This is a genomic window from Rossellomorea sp. NPDC077527 (assembly GCF_044542955.1).
Taxonomy (GTDB): domain Bacteria; phylum Bacillota; class Bacilli; order Bacillales; family Bacillaceae_B; genus Rossellomorea; species Rossellomorea aquimaris_E.
Genome location: NZ_JBITVL010000001.1, coordinates 767,062 through 786,062, shown reverse-complemented (window position 1 = coordinate 786,062; position 19,001 = coordinate 767,062). Strand labels below are relative to the sequence as shown.

Here is a 19,001-nt window from a genome sequence, read left to right as displayed (position 1 = left end):
AAAAGATTAGGAGATGTTGTAAAAATGAACCAAAGAAAAACAAAGCTTTTCTCTGTGGCAAGTGTATTGATCCTTGGAGCGTCCTCAGTACTCGCATCACCATTCATTTCTGCAGAAGCAGAAGGTCCGTCCGATCCTGCTCCCGTCATCATGCCGATCGGGGCCGAAACGGGAAAGAAGATCCTATTTGATAATACGCACGGCCAGACGTCTGGAGCGGCTGATTGGGTCATTGATGGCGGATTCTCTGATTTCGCGAACGCTATTGCCGGCGAAGGCCATTATGTGAAAGAATTACGCAAAAATACTCCCATCACGTTAGAAGATTTAAGTACATATGATGCATTCGTCATCGGTGAAGCCAATATCCCATACAAAGCTTCTGAACAGGCGGCCATGCTCCAATATGTTCAAAACGGTGGAAGTATCTTCTTCATTGCGGATCATTACAACGCAGACCGGAACAAGAATCGCTTTGATGCTTCCGAAATCTTCAATGGTTATAGAAGAGGAGCGTGGGCTGATCCTGCTAAGGGGATGACTACTGAAGAGGCTTCTTCTGATGCCATGCAAAATGTGAATAGCTCTGATTGGTTGTCCTCCAATTTTGGTGTGCGCTTTCGCTACAATGCAATCGGAAACGTAACCGCCAATGATATTGTCTCACCTTCACAAGCATTTGGGATTACAAACGGCGTCTCAACCGTTGCCATGCATGCAGGGTCCACGCTTGCCGTCACGGATCCGTCTAAGGCAAAAGGAATCGTTTACCTGCCTCAAACGTCAGCCAAATGGTCATATGCAGTCGATCAAGGAATTTACAATGGCGGTGGACGTGCAGAAGGCCCGTTTGTAGCCGTATCAAAAGTGGGGCTTGGGAAAGCGGCCTTTATCGGAGACTCTTCTCCAGTTGAAGATTCCACTCCCAAATACGTAAGGGAAGAAACGGGACAGGCGAAGACGACGTATGATGGTTTTACGGAACAAAACGATTCCACACTACTTGTGAATTTGATCAACTGGCTTTCAAATCAGGAAAACTATACAGACCTGACCCAAGTGAGTGGACTTCAATTGGATCAACCAACATCCCTATTATCCATGGAAGATCCTGCGTCTTCTTCAGAACCCCAAGCAGAACCTTGGGCTTCACCGGACCCCGGGTACAAATGGTATGATCCCTCTACATTCAAAGCTGGATCTTACGGCTATATCGGCGGCTCAACAGGTGGAGGCGGTACAACATCTGAAGAAAATGTTTTCCTAAGTGAATATGTTGAAGGATCCGGTTACAACAAGGCTCTGGAAATTTTCAACGGCTCCACATCTGCCATTGACTTATCTGAGTATTCTCTGGAACTGTCGAATCTCTCAGGCTCCATTCCTTTGTCGGGCACTCTTGCTAGCGGAGATGTATTTGTCATTGCAAATCCAAGTGCAGACGCATCGATCCTGGCTGTTGCGGATATGCAGAATTCTTCAATCTCGTTCAACGGAGATGACGCTGTCACGTTAAAACATAACACTGCTTCCATCGATCAAATCGGTACTGCCGGTGTGAATTACGGAAAGGATATCACCCTCGTTCGGGACTCATCGGTAACAAAAGGTTCAGCTACCTATTCATCAAGTCAATGGAGTTCGTATCCGACTGACACCTTTACAAACTTAGGAAGCCATGCTGGATCCGTATCCGCTGCACCCCTGGTAAGTGAAGATTTCGAATCAGGATCCAAAGGAAGCTATACGACCGGAGATGTTACGACAACAAATGGTACTTGGACGTTCACAAATGCCCTTTTAGGGAACTTATCGAATGATAAAAAAGTGGGGACTCAATCGGCAAGAATCAAAGCAACCGGATCCATCACCATGAACTTTGATGCTTCTTCTGCCAAGTCGGTCACCTTTTCTCACGCCAATTTCGGAAATGACACCGGTGCTCAGTGGAAGTTGCAGAAATCCACGAATCAAGGAGCCTCATGGTCGGATGTAACAGCGTCTGCCACAAGTGGCAGTACTCTTACTGAAGCAACGATCACGGTAAATTCAAGCTCACCTGTCCGTTTCCGCATAAACGTAACAGGAACGAGCGGAGCAAGATTGAACATTGATGACTTTAAGATTAATCAGTAAACCGTTTTGATCAACTCAACTTCCGAACAACTGGATCTCTTCGGGAGTTGAGTTTTTTTATACAAAAAAGTGCCTGTACCCTCTTAATAGGGTCAGGCACTTTTACAATTATTTTGCTTGCAAACGGCTGATCCGCTCATCCAAATCCGGGTGAGTCGAAAACATCGCCGATTTACGTCTTCCATTGATTTTCAATGTGGAAATGGCGGTGTCATCTTCACCCTTCATGCGGCTCGAGTAGGCTTTCAGCATTTGAAGGGCATGCACCATTTTGTCTTTACCTGCAAGGTCCGCTCCACCTCTGTCCGCGTGGTATTCACGATGACGAGAATAAGCGAAGACGACCAAACTTCCCAAGATCGAGAAGACGATCTGGAAAACAATCACGGCAATGAAATGCACGATTGGTGCCATTTCTTCCCTTGCAAAACGCGACGCAATCCATGCGGCGATACGTGCCAGGAAGACAACGAATGTGTTGACCACACCTTGAAGTAAGGTCATCGTCACCATATCCCCGTTCGCTACGTGGGCCACTTCATGGGCGATGACGCCTTCCACTGCATCGTCATCCATTTCACGAAGCAATCCAGTCGAAACCGCAACCAGTGAGCGCTTCTTCGAAGGACCTGTTGCGAATGCATTGACTTCAGGAGAATGATAGATTCCCACTTCCGGCATATGTGTAAGTCCAGCCGCTCTTGAAAGACGATGAACTTTCTCCACAACCGCACGTTCCTCAGAAGAGAGGGCTCCATCCGGATTCAACACCTGGACCCCCATCATCCGCTTCGCCATCCAGCGTGACATCGCCAGAGAGATGAATGACCCGGAAAAACCGATAATGGCACTGAATACGAGTAGTGCACCTAAATCCAGCCCGCCTGAAGCAGTGATGTAATTTCCCGCTCCTGTGACGGAAAAAATGATACTAATCGTCAGTAATACTAAAACGTTCGTTAACAGGAAGTAAAATATACGTTTCCCCATCTTGTTTCCTCACTCCTATTTCAAGTTCATATGAACCTGTATCTGAATATATTATAATTCCTTTCTCCACGAAATACAAGCAAAAGGTGAAATTGACGAGTCCCTGACGAACCAGTAGTATAGAAGAAGATATTTGGAAAAGAGACGGGGTTATCACGATGGAAACGATTAAATTGACACGCAAACATATGGCCCACCTCCTGCGCTCACTGAACGGCACAAACAGCAGGACCCCACTCAAGGTGCTTCAGGTTGCATGGACGGATTTACATAAAGAGGATGAGCTGCCACCAATCATTCAAAAATTACTCAAACCTTCCAAAGGCGAAATTGGATTTTCCCTCAATGAAATCGTCTCCTTGGGAAACCTGATCGAATTCACCAACTTTCCACAAAGCACCGTCCAGAACTGGGTGAAGCGGGATGTCAGAGGATTGATCGGATCCCCACAGCTCGGCAAAAAATACACCATTGAACAGGCTGCCATGCTCTTCATCGTCGAAGACCTTAAAGCGACTCTTGATTTTGAATCGATCCGTAAAATCCTGACGCTTGTGTTTAATAATATTGAAGACCGCACGGATGACATCGTCAATCCAACAGATCTTTATCTTGCCTATGCATCGGTCTTTGACCAGATTCATCATCAATCCCTGCCCTCCATCAAAACGGCGGATGGTTCCGTCAACGAACATATTGATGGATTCATCAAGGAAGAGTGCCAGGCGATGCTTTCGACCATTGACGGAATCATGGAGGAGAATCTCACCAAAGTCCTGAATGTGATGATCGTATCCGTATTGACGGTCCAGGCCGGATTTTATCAGGCTGTGACGAAGAAGTATGTGAAGGACGCCCTATCATAACAAAAAAAGCCTGTCCTCCATCAATAAAGGGACAGGCTTTTCTATGTTTATTTCGCAGCTTCAACTGTTTTCGTATGCTGCATATGAGTAGTGAACCACGCAATTCCACCTGCAACGGCCAAGTAGGCAAACAGAATCCATAACTGGTGCGTCAGCTGAGTGAAGTCACCTAAGGAAATGACCTCCTGAAAGCTGCTTAACGAGTGAGCCATTGGTAAGTTCTCTCCGATGATGCGTAATATCGGTGTATTCAAGTCCCTTGGGAATGTCCCTCCGCAAGTCGCCAGCTGCAGGACGAGGAAGGTCACTGCCAGGAATTTCCCGACGAATCCGAATACGGTGATCAGCATGAAGATAAAGGTCATAAACGTAAAGGAAACGATGACACTTGATAGAATGAACAAAGGTATATCCACGACTTCTAGATGGAATCCAAACAGAAGGACACCGTCGACGATCAGCGCCTGGATGAATCCGATGGAAAACACTAATCCCAATTTATTGATGAAATGGGTCGTCCCGCTCACCAGAAGATTTTCGCGCCTGCCAAGCGGAAGAATATTCGCTGCCATGATTCCCCCGACATATAACGCCAGTGACAAGAAATATGGAGCGATCCCGGTTCCGTAGTTCGGTACCTTGGAAACATTGGACTTCACAAGGTGGACGGGATCCGAGAACATGGAAGATACCTCATCCGTTGAGTGTACTGCTGAGGTTTTGTCTGCTGCTTCTGAGAGTTTTGTCGATAATTCTCCTGAGCCTTTTTCAAGTTCTATGAGTCCGTCGTTTAAAGCGGTCACTCCTGGAGAAAGCTTATCACTTCCATTGTTTAAACGACCGATTCCGTCGGTCAGAGTTGAGAAACCTTTTCTCCAATCGGCAAAGCCTGAAGAGAGTGTTGACGAACCGGACGCTAATTCAGAAGCTCCATTGGATGCCTGGTTCAGTTTGTCAGTAAACTGTACGATCCCTGCATGTAGCTGGCTCTGTCCACCGGCGAGTTGTTCTGTTTGCTGATAGAGTTTTGATTGCTCGCCCTCAAGCTCCGATGTGGAAGCTGATAGCTTTTCAGAAAGTTGTTGAAGACGTGCGAATTCAGGGTCCGCTTTTGCCTCTGGATGTGATGCCTGATAGGCTTGAAGCTGACTCTCCAGCTTCTCTGCCGATGTATTTGCTTCCTTTTGTTGTTGGTGTAACTGACTTTCTGATACGGCAAGCTGTTTGGTTGAACTCGCCAGTTGTTCTGCGCCCTTATTCATTTTCTCTCCGGCTAGTGTAAGACCCTTCAAGCCTTGGGCTAATTGAGCTGAACTTGAATCGATTCGGTGGAGACCACTTTCAAGAGTGTCGGCACCATCTGACAGTTTTGCCCCTCCAGCTTGAAGGTTACGAGAACCTGCCACGAGTTCGTCGATTCCCGTTGCAAACTTTGTCATTCCTGACATTTCATCAGCAATTCCTTCATGCAATCTGTCCGCCCCATCACTGGCTTTCGTTAATCCCTTCCCTAATTCCTCAAACTTGGAGAACACGCCATCCGCATACGATGTTGAAATCGCGTTAGACAGCTTAGTCTTCATTTTCTCGGTAGCGCTTGAACTGATTTGAGAGGCCACGAAGTTTTTACCAGGGTTGTCTTTATAGAGAAGCTCGGCAGGCTGAGGATGTTCATCCATTAACGTGCTGACCTTTTCCGAGAAGTCTTTCGGAATGGTTACGACCATATAGTACGTACCTTCTTTAAGGCCCTCTTCTGCTTTAGGTGAGGAAACGAATTGAAAATTCAGATCTCCTGAGTTTTTCAGTTCCTGGACAAAGTCCTTCCCCGCCTGAATCGGTTCATCCCCCATCACGGCTCCCTCATCCTCATTGACGACGGCAACGGGTAATTGATCAAGCTTGCCATATGGGTTCCAATAGCCTGATAGGAATAACCCTGCATAGATTAATGGAACTAAGAGAAGGAAGCCCAAGGCGATTCTTCTGTGCTTATGGCTGACCATGGCTTTTAAATCTTGAAATAGTAATGTAAATCCTTTCATAACATACTCCTTTTATACTCATTTACATCCATTTATCATACGGGTATTAAATGATAATGTATAATACATAATAGGTTATACATATATAGCTTTCAGTCTATGAAAGGAAGTGATGGTGTGGAGCTTCAACAGCTGCACTACTTTCAAACCGTTGCCCGTTTAGAGCATATGACCAAGGCTGCAGAGGAACTGAGGATTGCTCAGCCCTCCCTCAGTAAGACCATTGCCCGGTTGGAAGAGGACCTTGGTGTGCCCTTATTCGAACGGCAACACCGGCAGATCAAACTGAACCGATTTGGAGAACTGTTTCTTAATCGGGTGGAACGCGTATTCATGGAAATCAACGAAGGGAAAAGAGAGATTCTGGAGGCAATGAACCTGGAGGAACATACCATTCGGATGGCCGTCACGATTCCAAGGGTGCTGCCTGATCTCGTTGGGTCTTTTTTGAAGGAAAACCCTCACGTCCGTTTTCAGCAATTTGTGCATTCCATGTCTGAAATGAAAGAGGAGTTAAAGAATGGGAAAGTGGATTACTGTATCTCCTCCATCCCATTGGATAATGATGAAGATATTGCATGGGAGCCGTTGATGACAGAAGAGATCTTCCTCATCGTCCCTCCCGGTCATCGGTTGGAAGACAAAGATGAAATTGACCTTATCGAGGTGAAAGATGAACCGTTCATCAGCATGAATACGGGATACGGACTACGGAATCTGACAGATGAGATTTGTTTACGTGCAGGATTTTCACCCGTGATCTCCTTCGAAGGAGACGAGCCCGGCGTCATCGGGGATCTCGTGAGGCAGGGCCTCGGCATCGCCTTCATCCCCGCCATCTCATGGATGAATCGCCGAACCCCCTTCCCCCACAAAATCCGGATCAAAAATCCCACCTGCCAGCGCACCATCGGCCTCGGCTGGTCCAAACGCAGACACTTCACCAAAACCGCCATGGACTTCCGCCCCTTCATGACCAACTACTTCAAGACGATTGGCATGAAACTGAACCAATTATAGAGGGACGGACCTTCATTTTGGCAAATGAAGGCCCGTCCCTATTGGTTTTCTTACCTAAATCATAGGTCCGTCCCTCTTTTGATGGGGATCCATACTTCTTCTACGGCGTTGGGGTCGGCTGGGTTGTAGTGTTCGTCGAAGCGTTCGAAGTGTTCGCGGTCGTCGAGTTCATATCCTGAAGATGGCATCCATTTTGTGTGGATGTATTGAATGGTTTCGTGGAAACGGCTCGCTAGGCCTTGGTGAAGGAATTTGGCGTACAGTCCACCGTGTAGGGTGTAGGTTTCCATCCCTTCCCTCACACTGTCAAACAACTGCACTTCGACGGCTGCCCATTTCTGAAAAGGGGTGGATGGAATCAGGTTCTTCAGATCGAAACCTGGTTCAAATATCTTCATATTATATAGTTTTTCATCAACTCGATGAGGAATCGATTTCCGGTGGGGCATGAAGCTTTGCCAGAGTTCTTTCGTCGAATCCTCTGCCAAGGACATGCCCTTGGATTTTCCGATTAGTTTCTTTTCCTCTACCTTAATAATAATTGGTTTCACTAGACTGTCACTCCTCCATAGCAATATGTGTTATTGATTATCTCATGGTTTGAATGATGAATGTAATGTTAAATAGAAAAGATGCCCCAAATGCGGGCATCTTTTCTTCTTATATTATCTCAACCCATACGCTTTCGTAATCTCCTGACTGATCTTATTACCTTCATCATCCCAGGCACTTGCTTTCAATGATACACTCTTAGCATTTTTAGGATTCTGAATGACCGCTTTGAACGTATCTCCATCACGATCAAGCTTCACTTTCTTCCATGTCTTCCCTTCATTAAAGGACACTTCTAATGCTGCATCTTCCACACTTCCGTAACCAATTGCACCTTCTACCTTGTCTACTGTGAGTTCAAGATTTGTTGGGCGATTGGCAAGTGCATCCCCGTTGACATCAGTATCCACTTGATAGTCAAGGACCAGGAATGGCAGATCTTCCTGCCAATTCTCTGTCGCTTCTGTCCAGAATGTCCACTCCGTGTGTGTGCGTGTCGAGGTGTTCCAACGGTTCTCATCCCGTTCGGCATCTGTGACGAATCGGTATTGAGCACGTTCTTTCGGAAGGATGTCCCAGACATTCAACGCCTGACCTTTCCCTTCTTTCAACAGCGTATCTCCTTGGAATAACTGGGTAGTCTGATTTTGGAATGAAACATCCCAATCCGTGCCACCTGTGTTTCCTTTCCCTCCGTCAGCCCATGCAGGAACATTGATTTGAAGAGAATCACCCTGTCTTCTCGGAGGCCAGTAGCCCTCACCTAGACTTGGGCGAACAACTGGCGAGAACCAGTTTTCAGTAATCTTCTCACCTCCATCATAGGTCATCAGCGGTTGTCGCACCTGCCAGGTCTCATCGAGTACATTTGCCTGATGATACCACCCTGTACCTTCAATCGCCGATACATATTCAGTTCGCGCGCTTGGCAACGATATTTTTTGTAAGAAGCCTACAGCTCCAAAGGTATGTGGACGGAGATCATAACGGAATTCCCCTCCAGCGGTTTCAACAGGTGATGTATAGTTTGTTTCGATCTTCGCCAGCTCCTTTCCTTTTGGCGCATAGGTCAAATCTTTCGGAATCGAGCCTTCATGCACATCCATTAAATCATATAGATATGGTGAATCGACTGTTCCTTCTACCTTCAATTTAACGTCTCCTGAGCGGACCGCTTTAACGAGCTTGTCTCCTTCACTCTTACTGATCCCCGCAACGGCTACCGGGTTATCGGTATAGTCTGCCGTTCCAGCATACACACTGAATTCTTTGTCTTCATTGTTTACAACGATCAACAGTTTCGCTTCCGCAGCGGCAGCATTTGTTGCTTGCTGAGACACACTCACTTCTTCGTTTCGATCGACTACAACAGCTTTTCCTTTTACCCGCAGGCGGTCAAAGTCAGCGGCGCTTCCTTTACCTGCATAGACTGTGGATAGATTATACTTCCCATCTAACCTCGTACTACCCGCAAATGGGATATCATCCAATTCCTTCCCTTTGAAATCAATCGTCAAGGTCGGTTTCGTCAAGCGCCAGCGGGTCAGCTGCTCAAAATACCCACTCTTCGGTTTTTTCGTCGGAACAGCATACAACTTATCAATCCAGACAGGCATTAGGTAAGAACTTGTCATCGGCATATCCCCAATGGTCTGGTGATATTCCAGACGCTTGTAGTTCGCTTCTGCTTTTTTCGGAACGACGACTTTGATTTCTTTCGCTTTCCGTGCATCAAGCTCCACCGTTTTCGGTCCATCAAGTTTCACTTCCGGATCCCCTACAAGCGCAACCCCCATATCATCTGAGTCAGTATCCACATCCATAAGTGACATGGCGGAATACGTACCAGGTGGCAGTCGAAGCTCGAGTGTGCCGTCGACTGCAATTGCTTCAGGCTCCATTTTTTCACTGAACAAAACCACATATGCAAGTCCTTTCTCTCCATCACGATCAGTCGCATTCAGTGTCAATGGATACCGTTCTTCCTCCTTGACCATGGCCATCGATGTGCGAACAAGTTCTGTACCGTCTGCTTTCGCTGTAAGGAACCCTTGATAGCGGGATCCGGTTTCTCCAAGCTTGGAATCGAGAGTCAATGTGACATCCGCTTTTCCACCTGCAGGTATCGTCACTGTGCTTTGAGAAAGTGTCAGCATACCGGAAGGAGCTTCATTTCCACCAGCATTCGTGAAACTAGAATCTAATTTCAGCGTCACATCTTGTTCCCCATCATTGTAATAGGTAACCACTTTCTCAACAGGTTCAGCTTGATCATGCGGCCATTTGAAGAAGCCGAATGATACAGATTCAGTCGCCCTTACATCTGCATCAAGTGCTGCCGGAATGTCCACCCGACCTGTCCCGACATGATAAGGCTGATACCCATCAAGCTTCTTGGTCGTATTCATAAGAGCCTGCTTCAATGTTTCTCCGTCCCATTCAGGATGCTTCTCCGCTAGAATCGCTGCGGCACCAGCAACATGAGGCGTGGCCATGGATGTACCATTTAAGCTTTTGTACAATCCCTCTCCACTTGAATACTGGGAGCGTGCAGCCACAATTCCGACACCAGGTGCTGAAAGATCCGGCTTCAATTCCATATCTCCATATCTTGGTCCCTTGGAAGAGAAATACGCCAATTGATCCGATTTATCCACTGCTCCAACCGTTAAAGCTGAATCTGCCGCTCCTGGAGAACCGATCGTGCCTTCTCCTCCTCTATTACCGGCAGCAATGACGAATAGAGTTCCATTCTCTTCTGACAGTCGATTCACGGCTTCCGCCATCGGATCCGTCCCGTCACTCGGCATATCACTTCCAAGACTCATGTTAACAATCTTGGCATGATCCGATGCCCATTCCATTCCATCGATGATCCAGGAATCCTGACCGTATCCTTGATCACTCAAAACCTTTCCTACTAATAAACGAGCATCAGGCGCAACACCTTTATGCTTCCCATCACCAGCACCTGTCCCAAGCACAGTCGATGCCACGTGGGTACCATGACCGTTGACATCCTTTACTTCTTCACCTGGAACAAAGCTGACAGCCTCGTCAACCTGACCTGTGATATCCGGGTGTTCAGAATCGATTCCCGTATCAAGAACCGCCACCTTGACTCCTTCACCTGTGTACCCCTGTTCCCAAGCCTGATCTGCTCCGATTTGTGGAACGCTTTGATCCAGAGCGGCTTCAACACGGCCGTCAAGCCATATTTTATCGACACCTGTCTTAAATTCTGACGTCACTTGCTTCTCATCACTTTGAACCGTCACATCATTCCAGAAAGCTTCCGCCTGCTTTTTCTCTGTTGCCAGTGCAGCTCCCCTGATACTTTCCAGATCCCGTACTTTTTTTGATCCCTTTGGCTCAACATGGACTGATTTCGCTTTTGTTTCCTGGTACTCCACGATGACCGGTACAGAATCGGTGTTTTTGTCATCATAACCATATTCAATTAATTTTGTGATGTTAAATAGGTCTTCATCCAGCTTACCTGCCGCCATATACGCCATCGCTGAGTTAGGGAAAACGAAAGTTTCATCTTTGATCGTCATGACCCTTACCCCTTGACCATTTTTACCTGCCGGCTCTACATTGATAATCTGTTTTCCATTGTCGAGCGTCGAGACTTTCACAACATCACCAGTGATGAGGGTGATGGTATGTTCTCCTGTTATGGCGGAATTCATATCCACGGTCGACTGTTTAGGAGAGACCCCATTGGATGGAACACCTTTAGCATTCACTTGGAACATTGAGCCTGAAATCATCGTTGCGGCAATCGAACCGACAAGCAGTGGCTTCACGTTTAGCTTTTTCATGTACATTCTCCTATTCTATTAAGTTGTTGGCGTAGAAAAAATGACAGATGGTATGTAGTCCAAAAAATGATTAGACTATCAGAACTTCGATCAGCACCTCCTGTATAAAACATTCTGGGTCGATTCTATGATGAAGGATTTCTCTTAGAAGTTTGAAAGTTGTGATTACTTGAATTGTAAGGCTCTATGCTTTCTTTACTCAATGGGGGTTATATTTTAGGAAGGGAGAACTAGATAATCTGCAGGGAGAGAGTGTGTGCAATGAACACCCGTCTTTTGACATAGAATGGTCTTGGAGATGAAGATACACTTGCAAATTTTCGTGAATAAATACTAGATTGCACCTCTACTTGATCATGAAATATCCCATCAAAAGTCTCAGGAAATTTTCATAAAAATATCCGGCAATGTAAGCAAACCTACTTGCCGGATAAGAGAAAGAAATCGTGTAAAAAGATTCCAAACACCTTACATACTTATAGTTTTTGTAAATTTCTTCCATCGAGCGGTGATGAGATGACAAAGAAGGTTAAACATTCCCAAAGCCTTCCTTATAGTTCCAATCGAATAGGACGGAATCCACTATGCTCTAAAGATTGTACCTAAACCTTTAAAACCATTACCCCAACTATAATCAAACCAATAGATAGTATTTTTCCTTTACTGAACGATTCACGAAAGAAAAGGATACCAATCAACGTTGTTGAAGCAATGGTCACGCCGGACCAAATCGCATAGGCAATGCTGACATCCATATATTGAACACTCAAAGTCAAGAAATACAAACAAATGCCATAAAGGAGGAATGAGCCTATACTTGGTAGCCTTTTCTGAAATCCTTTCGAAAATTTAACGGAAGTATTACCTGCCACAGCAAACACAAGACTAATCAAAAGGAATGCGGTACCCAATTACAACACCTCCTTCTTTTTATTAGGCAGGTTCAACCCAATGACGCCTGAAACGATACATACAAGTCCGAATAGTTTAAGGGCAGAAAGGGATTCTTGAAAGAGGATCATCCCCAAGGCCGATACTAGCACGGTCCCTCCTCCTGCCCATAAAGCATTGACAATTCCAATTTCATTCTCCTTCGTTAGCAAAATATAGCTGCCCAATGCTACACTATAGGAAAATATAACAATTATCGTAGGGAAAGCCTCAGTGAATCCGTCGGAGAGTTTCATGAATGAGGCTCCGACTACCTCGAGAATGATTGATAAACTTAGGAATGTATAATATTTCAGCATACATAAACCTCCTTGAAATGGACGTGATGACCATGAACCTGCAACGATTCGAATATTTTATGACGGTTGCCAGGGAGAAGAGCCTTTCAAAGGCCGCTCACTCCCTATTCGTGTCCCAACCTGCCTTAAGCAAACAAATTAAGAAGCTCGAAGATACGCTCGGCTTTTCCCTCTTCATCCGTTCGTCAAGCGGAATGACATTAACCCAAAAAGGCAAGGAACTCTATCGAGATCTGGATCCAATCCTCGGTCAACTGAGCCGGATTATCGAGAAACACACCATGGACAACGTAATCCGCATGGGAAGTGATCCCTTGCTTGCTTCTTATTTTTTTCCGGACTACATAGAAAAAATTGATACCTTTCAAATCCAATTGACGGTGATCCGGGATGACACAATCGACCTTCTTCCATTATTAGAGAGTGGAGACATTGATGCGGCCATCATTCAGGACCATCCTCATCAAAAGGGATGTTACAGCTCCCACTTATTCAGTGATGAATTCTATGCTGCGGTCCCTGTCACCCACCCGCTTGCAGCATGTGAAACACTTAAGATTCAGGACTGTTTTCCGTACACACAATTACTGCCGGCTGCCTCTACACCGCTCAGTAAAAAAATTAAGACATTAATGACCCAACATGGTATCATTTCTTCTGATATTAAAGAGCTTCCCTATCATGCTCTCATCGGTTACGTAGCACAGAACCAAGGGGTATCCTATCTCCCATCCATCATGGTCAAGAAGATGGATTACAAAGGAGTCGTGTTCATCCCACTACAAGGCACCCCCTTGAAAAGGGAAATGTATTTATTTACCCTGGATCAACGCACGCTTGAGGTCTTGAAGCAAGGCTTTCATATGTAAACTGTAAAGGTCGATTCTTCTCCTGCCTATGACATTAAAGTAATGAATATATAACCAAAAGTTATACCATGACCAAAAAGCTGCCCCGGAACTAACTCCGGAGCAGCTTTGATATTATATATACAATCAAGCTTTATGAACAAAATCAAATGTGTCCTTTCCTTCAAAGGAATTGATCTTTTCTTCATAAACATCCTGTTTTTCATGCCCCAACGTTTCCATCACATGCGTCTCCATCACATGCGTCGCCCCAATCAGCATCAGCTTTGCCGACAGGATCGTCAGTGAAAAGAACACAACAGGGATGAACGAAATCCACGGATAGGTGGTCCACAGAAATTGCCACCATCCGCCAAGGAGACCCGACCACTCATATGAAAGTGATACAAATACCTGGTTATTAAATATGTCGGTATCTCGGTATGCACCACCGATAAAAATCTTCAATACCCCAAGATGCGCAATCAACAGCATGATAATCATAAATTCACGGATCGACACAAGAAGGATCTGTGGCAGGATAAAGGGCCGGATATGATTCATAATGTAATGGCGCATCGTAGCCCCCAACACTTTGGAGCTGTCGATGAATTCCTCTTTCATGATCTTGTCATATTCATTCGAAAATAAAAGGGTCAGGCTCGGAATCGAGATGATAATGAGAATGACCAGGTAAAACAACACCTTGTCCGAAAAATCATAGGGAAAATCTACAGGATTCAACAACTCTCCCTCCAACATCATCCAGTTCAATAGCAAGAACGATAGTAAAGTAGGAGGAAAATAATTGGCCGCATCCACGATATGGTCGATGATTCTCCTAAACGGTTTGAAATAGAAATGAACCACCAGTCCAAGAATAACCGAAGGCAGTACCCTGAATAACATGATGACAAGAGCTGCCCCAATGGTATATTTCGCACCGACGATGATAAGAAGAAGGACATTCCGATTGAAATTATCCGTCCCAAGTGGTGGATACTCTGACGGGGAGTATGGAGGGCTCATGAAATCCCCCTCTTCATTTTTCAAAAGGTCCAGCTTCGGTACCTCATTCCCCCATCCTGCGTAATAAACAAGACTTGCAGCAAACATCCCAAACAGAAAAAGAAAGCCTGTTAAAAATGCCGGGTTTTTCATCAATTGCTTCAGCATCATATCACCACCCTCTGTCCCGTTTTTTTATCAATGATGACCCGGATCAGGATGAGCAACACGAATACAGGCAGATAAAACATGATCAAACTGAAACAAATCACATCCATTTGCGAGAAAGACAGGATAAAATGAGTGATGCCATAAATATTAAACAATCTCTCAAACACAATTAATGATGATAAGAGAAACAGAATGATCGATTTGGAGTGATTCAATAAGCTAAACGTGATATTCCTCAGGATATGGATAAAGAAAATAAAATGCTTGGACATTCCCCTACTTTTGATCAGATCGACATAGGATTTTCCATATTCATCGTTCACGAGTAGATAGGTAATTCTGAACAACATAATCGTCGGTAAGATGGACAGTGTCAGAATCGGTATCAGATACACCTTCTCCTGTGATCCGACGATGGGAAACAATAGAACTCCCGTTTCTTTCAGGAAAAAAATGACGCTGTATTGAATGACGATCAAAATGAAGATATCGGGTGTGGACTCCAAGAGGTTGGTGACCCTAATGATAAACTTCGACCAACCAGTGGGCAGTAAATGTGTGAGGTACGCAAGGAGGATGCCCATGAAAACAGATAAGAGAAAGGCAGAGATAAAAATGGAAACAGAATAAAAATAAGGCTCCCAGAAGGAAGGGAACATTGGGTATGAGTTATTTGCTTCATTCGTAATGGTCATCGCATTTGAATGAAGAAGCGAGCTTGAAATATCTTTAAGGTTGGTTAGATATTGTTTTAAGCTGAGATTCACTCCTTCATTGAACAAACCGATGAGGCCTGTTAAGAGAATGATGCCAAACAGAACGAATACAAACTTTAAAACCATGGAACCAATCGATTTGAGATACATTGATAGATCCTCCGAAAAGATAGAGACATGTTTTTTATAGATTACCATAATAAACCAAAAAATCCCATATAAAAAAGGTGGAACCCCTCGGGTTCCACCTTTCCTATCCTATCGATCATTTCGTACAAGATCCGCATATGTTTCCCGCTCAATCACAACCCGGGATTCCCCATCCTTCACAAACACGACAGCCGGACGTGGGATTCGGTTGTAATTACTCGCCATCGAATACCCATAAGCACCCGTACTGAAAACAGCCAGGATATCACCGTAATTCGTCGGAGGCAGCATCAGGTCCCAGATCAGCATGTCCCCGGACTCGCAGCATTTCCCCGCTATGCTCACAAGCTCCGTACATTCCTCATTAGGGCGGTTGGCAAGAACCGCATGATACTTAGCCTGATACAGAGCCGGACGAATATTGTCCGTCATCCCTCCATCGATTGCCACATATGTGCGCACGTCCGGAATGATTTTCTTGGAGCCCACTTTGTACAACGTCGTACCTGCTTCCGCCACCATGCTTCGGCCCGGCTCCACCCATACTTCCGGGAGTGGATATTCATTTTTGGCAAAATAGGTTTTCACACTATCCGTAATGCCCTTTACATACGTCGGAATCGGCAGTGGACGGTCTTCTTCGGTATAGCGGACCCCAAAGCCTCCTCCAATATTCAGGACCGGCATCTTCACATCGAACTCGATCCGGATCCGCTGCATGAAATCTGCGAGCACCATAATCGCCTGATCGAACCCTTCCTGCTCGAATATCTGGGAACCGATATGAGAGTGAAGGCCAAGCAAGTTGAAGTAAGGCTTCCGGATCGCGAGTTGAATCGCCGTACTTGCCTGTCCGTTCGAAATGCTGAATCCGAATTTCGAATCTTCCTGTCCTGTCGTGATGTATTCATGAGTATGGGCTTCCACTCCCGGTGTGACTCTGATCAGAATCTGAACCTGCTGCTCACGCTCCCTGGCCAGGTCGTGAAGCAATTCAAGCTCAAGGAAACTGTCGACAACAAAGCAGCCGATTTCAGCTTCAAGAGCCATAAGCAGTTCTTCTTCGGATTTGTTGTTCCCATGAAAATGGATACGCTCCGCCGGGAACCCCGCCTCTAGGGCCGTATATAATTCTCCCCCGGACACGACGTCAAGGGAGAGATTTTCCTGGGCTGCAAGTCGTACCATCTCTTTGCAAAGAAACGCTTTACTCGCATACGCCACCTGAAATTTAAGACCACTTTCAGTGAATGCATCCCGAAACAATTTTGCATTCCCACGGATCATGCCTTCATCATATACCATCAACGGCGTGCCGTATGTTTCGACCAACTCACCTGTACCCATTCCACCAATGGTTAAATCACCTTGAACATTTACATCAACTGTACTCATTTCCTTAACTCCTTTTGACTCTCTAAAGAAACACAAAAAAACCGTATGAAGCAGATGCTCATACGGTTATTCATCAAAGTTAACGGAAACATGATGAAGACTCTGTATTAACATCTCTTCAATAGTGCTCCACAACCTTTGCATTGTGACAGTCCAACATTTCTTCAATGCTGGCCCAACAAAAAATAGAATTGGCTATTTTCTGCTTCGGCGATCTGCCTTTCCCTACTTATCCCAGAATCCATTATTCTCAAAGAAGGTACTCTTCATACTCGCGCCTCTATTATCAGAGAGTGACTGTTTATTTGATTGGCATAACTATACCATTCTCTTGAAATGGTTGTCAATTGGTTTTAGCAGAAGAAGCTGGGACATAACTAAATCCATACACTCTAAATTCCAACAATGCTTATATATTTTCAGAACACCTGTTACACCGCTGTTGATTTCCGTGCAAGACTTCGCTTTCCTCGGGCGGAAGGCCAGCCTCCTCGTCACTGCCGCTCCTGCGGGGTCTCACCTATTCCGCTTTTCCCGCAGGAGTCTTCGTCTTGCACTCCAATCAACAGCTAGAACCTACAATATACATGGGTTAAGCTTTAGCGCTAAAAATTAATAATTCGAACGATTTATATTTTCATCAAAAAACTCGTTTTGATTTTTCTATAGCTGAGACCTTTTTGTCCCAGCCTCTCTGTTTACTTCAATTCAATTTTTAAGGGCTTCATTTCAATCGGTTTATCATTTCGACTTAAATTCTCGAATGGGGCGATGAGAGAGTAGTCTTTAAGTCTTGCACCCCGGGGTAATTCGAAAGTGGACTGAAAATGGAACGTATCTTGATTCACAGATTTCGTTTCAGCACTTCGGATCATGTACTCCAGCATGTTATTATAATCAAGCTCATTCTTGTCATTATGCTTTATTTCCTTCGATGGAATCAGCTGAACGAATTCAGCGAAATTCTCTAAAATGTCATCTCGGAATTGACCTTTTTGGAGGTCATCAATGATAAAATCCACTGTCATCTTTCCTTTTTCGCTTTGGATATTTTGTACTGTGATCCCGTATCCGAAACGAGGACTTTTCATTTCGAATGGTCGCGTGGTGTTCAATGAAGTAATGGCATCTTCGTCCACCTGCTGCATGTCTGCCTCGATTTTCAGCGAACGTGCCTTATCGCTGAGTTTACCAGGGAATAGCTCCCGAACCGTCTTTTGTATTTTTCCATCGATCTCTTTCGTTTCCAGCACCTCTGCATGGAACTTTGGTAGAGTGTTCCCCAGGTCATCTTTAACATCCAGTTCAACCGTATCCTTCCAGGAGTCGACCGTATACGTATACTCTAGTGTCGTCGTCGCTTTTCCTTTCGTGATGGAGGTTATTTGTAATTCATATTCTCCATCAGGTGATTGTGTCCTTGCACTTGTTAGGATCGTTTCAGAAGGAATCCTTTTCACGGGTACATCAAAGGACCATGTGCCGTTTACATCCGCCATATGGGTGAACGTTAAGGGAAGTGTGAAATCTTCCGGAAGGTCTTGGCCATCCCGATAAAATTCGATGGAACCTATGAATTCATCTCCGTCTTTTTCTAGACCAGATCCACCTGTTCCCCATTGATTCTCTTCCGTTCCATCGAAGAGGTGATAGCGGTAACCGCTCACCGGACGGTTTCCTTCGTCCATATGTTCGATAGATAAATCATCACCTTTCGCCTTGAACGTGACCCCGATAACATTACCATCGTAATACGTGCTTGTGATCGTGATATCTACACCATTGGACGTGGCGGCCTGGTTGACCTCGGTGACTTTATCACTCGTATAGAGTTCTTTACCCACAGATGAACCGACTTTTTCATATATTACTCCAAGTACCGGAAGCTTGGCCAATGCATTATTCACAGGGGCAAAGAGAAACCCTGAGGCGAGAACCATGGAGGCAGCAGCGGCGGTGAAGGCAGCACTTACCTTAATTGTTTTTCTTTTGGCCTTTTGTTTCCTACCTTTGTGCATTCCTGCTGA

The 19,001-nt window shown here is 45.3% G+C and carries 14 protein-coding genes, 1 pseudogene and 1 riboswitch; of the genes and pseudogenes, 5 read left to right on the top strand and 10 right to left on the bottom strand.

The features are described from left to right. Positions 1-24: 24 nt before the first annotated feature. Both ACIGG7_RS04055 and ACIGG7_RS04050 read left to right on the top strand, forming a co-directional pair. A pseudogene (locus ACIGG7_RS04055) lies at positions 25-1,227 on the top strand (Ig domain protein group 2 domain protein); the annotation flags it as partial. Next, positions 1,213-2,136, top strand: coding sequence for a lamin tail domain-containing protein (locus ACIGG7_RS04050; RefSeq protein ID WP_397549094.1), 924 nt, complete (start codon positions 1,213-1,215; stop codon positions 2,134-2,136). The pseudogene ACIGG7_RS04055 and the gene ACIGG7_RS04050, both read left to right, overlap by 15 nt. 108 nt (positions 2,137-2,244) lie before the next feature. On the opposite strand, the gene htpX is transcribed toward ACIGG7_RS04050, so the two are convergent. Next, positions 2,245-3,126: a protease HtpX gene (gene htpX / locus ACIGG7_RS04045; RefSeq protein WP_229593269.1), complete on the bottom strand. Its 882-nt coding sequence runs from the start codon at positions 3,124-3,126 to the stop codon at positions 2,245-2,247. Between the two features lie 158 nt (positions 3,127-3,284). On the opposite strand from htpX, the gene ACIGG7_RS04040 reads away from it, so the two are divergent. Next, a complete protein-coding gene (locus ACIGG7_RS04040; RefSeq protein ID WP_397548912.1) occupies positions 3,285-3,992 on the top strand; it encodes a DUF1836 domain-containing protein in 708 nt (235 codons plus the stop codon). Positions 3,993-4,039: 47 nt separating this feature from the next. Here ACIGG7_RS04040 and ACIGG7_RS04035 read toward each other — a convergent pair whose 3' ends face one another. Then, the gene (locus tag ACIGG7_RS04035; protein WP_397548911.1) at positions 4,040-6,037 is read right to left on the bottom strand and encodes a YhgE/Pip family protein; all 1,998 of its coding nucleotides are present in this window, start codon (positions 6,035-6,037) and stop codon (positions 4,040-4,042) included. A gap of 117 nt (positions 6,038-6,154) precedes the next feature. On the opposite strand from ACIGG7_RS04035, the gene ACIGG7_RS04030 reads away from it, so the two are divergent. Continuing rightward, positions 6,155-7,057, top strand: coding sequence for a LysR family transcriptional regulator (locus ACIGG7_RS04030; protein WP_397548910.1), 903 nt, complete (start codon positions 6,155-6,157; stop codon positions 7,055-7,057). Between the two features lie 59 nt (positions 7,058-7,116). Here ACIGG7_RS04030 and ACIGG7_RS04025 read toward each other — a convergent pair whose 3' ends face one another. The 4 genes from ACIGG7_RS04025 to ACIGG7_RS04010 form a co-directional block, all read right to left on the bottom strand. Then, the gene (locus tag ACIGG7_RS04025; RefSeq protein WP_397548909.1) at positions 7,117-7,608 is read right to left on the bottom strand and encodes a GyrI-like domain-containing protein; all 492 of its coding nucleotides are present in this window, start codon (positions 7,606-7,608) and stop codon (positions 7,117-7,119) included. 114 nt (positions 7,609-7,722) lie between these two features. Next, positions 7,723-11,436, bottom strand: a complete 3,714-nt coding sequence (locus tag ACIGG7_RS04020) for a S8 family peptidase (protein ID WP_397548908.1) — start codon at positions 11,434-11,436, stop codon at positions 7,723-7,725. A 602-nt stretch (positions 11,437-12,038) separates the two neighbouring features. Next, positions 12,039-12,347 carry a DMT family transporter gene (locus ACIGG7_RS04015; RefSeq protein WP_397548907.1) on the bottom strand — a complete coding sequence of 103 codons (309 nt, stop codon included), beginning with the start codon at positions 12,345-12,347 and terminating at the stop codon, positions 12,039-12,041. After that, positions 12,348-12,686 carry a DMT family transporter gene (locus tag ACIGG7_RS04010; RefSeq protein WP_224942838.1) on the bottom strand — a complete coding sequence of 113 codons (339 nt, stop codon included), beginning with the start codon at positions 12,684-12,686 and terminating at the stop codon, positions 12,348-12,350. 32 nt (positions 12,687-12,718) lie between these two features. Here ACIGG7_RS04010 and ACIGG7_RS04005 point away from each other — a divergent pair, with 32 nt between their 5' ends. Continuing rightward, positions 12,719-13,555 carry a LysR family transcriptional regulator gene (locus ACIGG7_RS04005; protein ID WP_397548906.1) on the top strand — a complete coding sequence of 279 codons (837 nt, stop codon included), beginning with the start codon at positions 12,719-12,721 and terminating at the stop codon, positions 13,553-13,555. A 126-nt stretch (positions 13,556-13,681) separates the two neighbouring features. On the opposite strand, the gene ACIGG7_RS04000 is transcribed toward ACIGG7_RS04005, so the two are convergent. The 4 genes from ACIGG7_RS04000 to ACIGG7_RS03985 all read right to left on the bottom strand — a co-directional run bounded on the left by ACIGG7_RS04000 (position 13,682) and on the right by ACIGG7_RS03985 (position 18,992). After that, complete coding sequence (locus ACIGG7_RS04000) at positions 13,682-14,713, bottom strand: ABC transporter permease subunit (RefSeq protein ID WP_397548905.1); 1,032 nt, start codon at positions 14,711-14,713, stop codon at positions 13,682-13,684. Continuing rightward, on the bottom strand, positions 14,710-15,579 hold the full coding sequence (locus tag ACIGG7_RS03995; RefSeq protein ID WP_397548904.1) for an ABC transporter permease subunit: 870 nt from the start codon (positions 15,577-15,579) through the stop codon (positions 14,710-14,712). Before ACIGG7_RS03995 ends, ACIGG7_RS04000 begins: the two co-directional genes overlap by 4 nt. 108 nt (positions 15,580-15,687) lie before the next feature. Next, on the bottom strand, positions 15,688-16,974 hold the full coding sequence (gene lysA / locus ACIGG7_RS03990; protein ID WP_397548903.1) for a diaminopimelate decarboxylase: 1,287 nt from the start codon (positions 16,972-16,974) through the stop codon (positions 15,688-15,690). A gap of 114 nt (positions 16,975-17,088) precedes the next feature. Further along, positions 17,089-17,265: riboswitch (Lysine riboswitch) on the bottom strand. 407 nt (positions 17,266-17,672) lie between these two features. Further along, positions 17,673-18,992 carry a DUF4179 domain-containing protein gene (locus ACIGG7_RS03985; protein WP_397549093.1) on the bottom strand — a complete coding sequence of 440 codons (1,320 nt, stop codon included), beginning with the start codon at positions 18,990-18,992 and terminating at the stop codon, positions 17,673-17,675. Positions 18,993-19,001 lie beyond the last annotated feature (9 nt).

Bases quoted from the DNA above. Each gene is read 5' to 3' on its own strand.
- ACIGG7_RS04000 (WP_397548905.1), bottom strand. From the start codon at position 14,713: ATGATGCTGAAGCAATTGATGAAAAACCCGGCATTTTTAACAGGCTTT.
- lysA (WP_397548903.1), bottom strand. From the start codon at position 16,974: ATGAGTACAGTTGATGTAAATGTTCAAGGTGATTTAACCATTGGTGGA.
- htpX (WP_229593269.1), bottom strand. From the start codon at position 3,126: ATGGGGAAACGTATATTTTACTTCCTGTTAACGAACGTTTTAGTATTA.
- ACIGG7_RS04010 (WP_224942838.1), bottom strand. From the start codon at position 12,686: ATGCTGAAATATTATACATTCCTAAGTTTATCAATCATTCTCGAGGTA.
- ACIGG7_RS04020 (WP_397548908.1), bottom strand. From the start codon at position 11,436: ATGAAAAAGCTAAACGTGAAGCCACTGCTTGTCGGTTCGATTGCCGCA.
- ACIGG7_RS04005 (WP_397548906.1), top strand. From the start codon at position 12,719: ATGAACCTGCAACGATTCGAATATTTTATGACGGTTGCCAGGGAGAAG.
- ACIGG7_RS03995 (WP_397548904.1), bottom strand. From the start codon at position 15,579: ATGTATCTCAAATCGATTGGTTCCATGGTTTTAAAGTTTGTATTCGTT.
- ACIGG7_RS04040 (WP_397548912.1), top strand. From the start codon at position 3,285: ATGGAAACGATTAAATTGACACGCAAACATATGGCCCACCTCCTGCGC.
- ACIGG7_RS04035 (WP_397548911.1), bottom strand. From the start codon at position 6,037: ATGAAAGGATTTACATTACTATTTCAAGATTTAAAAGCCATGGTCAGC.
- ACIGG7_RS03985 (WP_397549093.1), bottom strand. From the start codon at position 18,992: ATGCACAAAGGTAGGAAACAAAAGGCCAAAAGAAAAACAATTAAGGTA.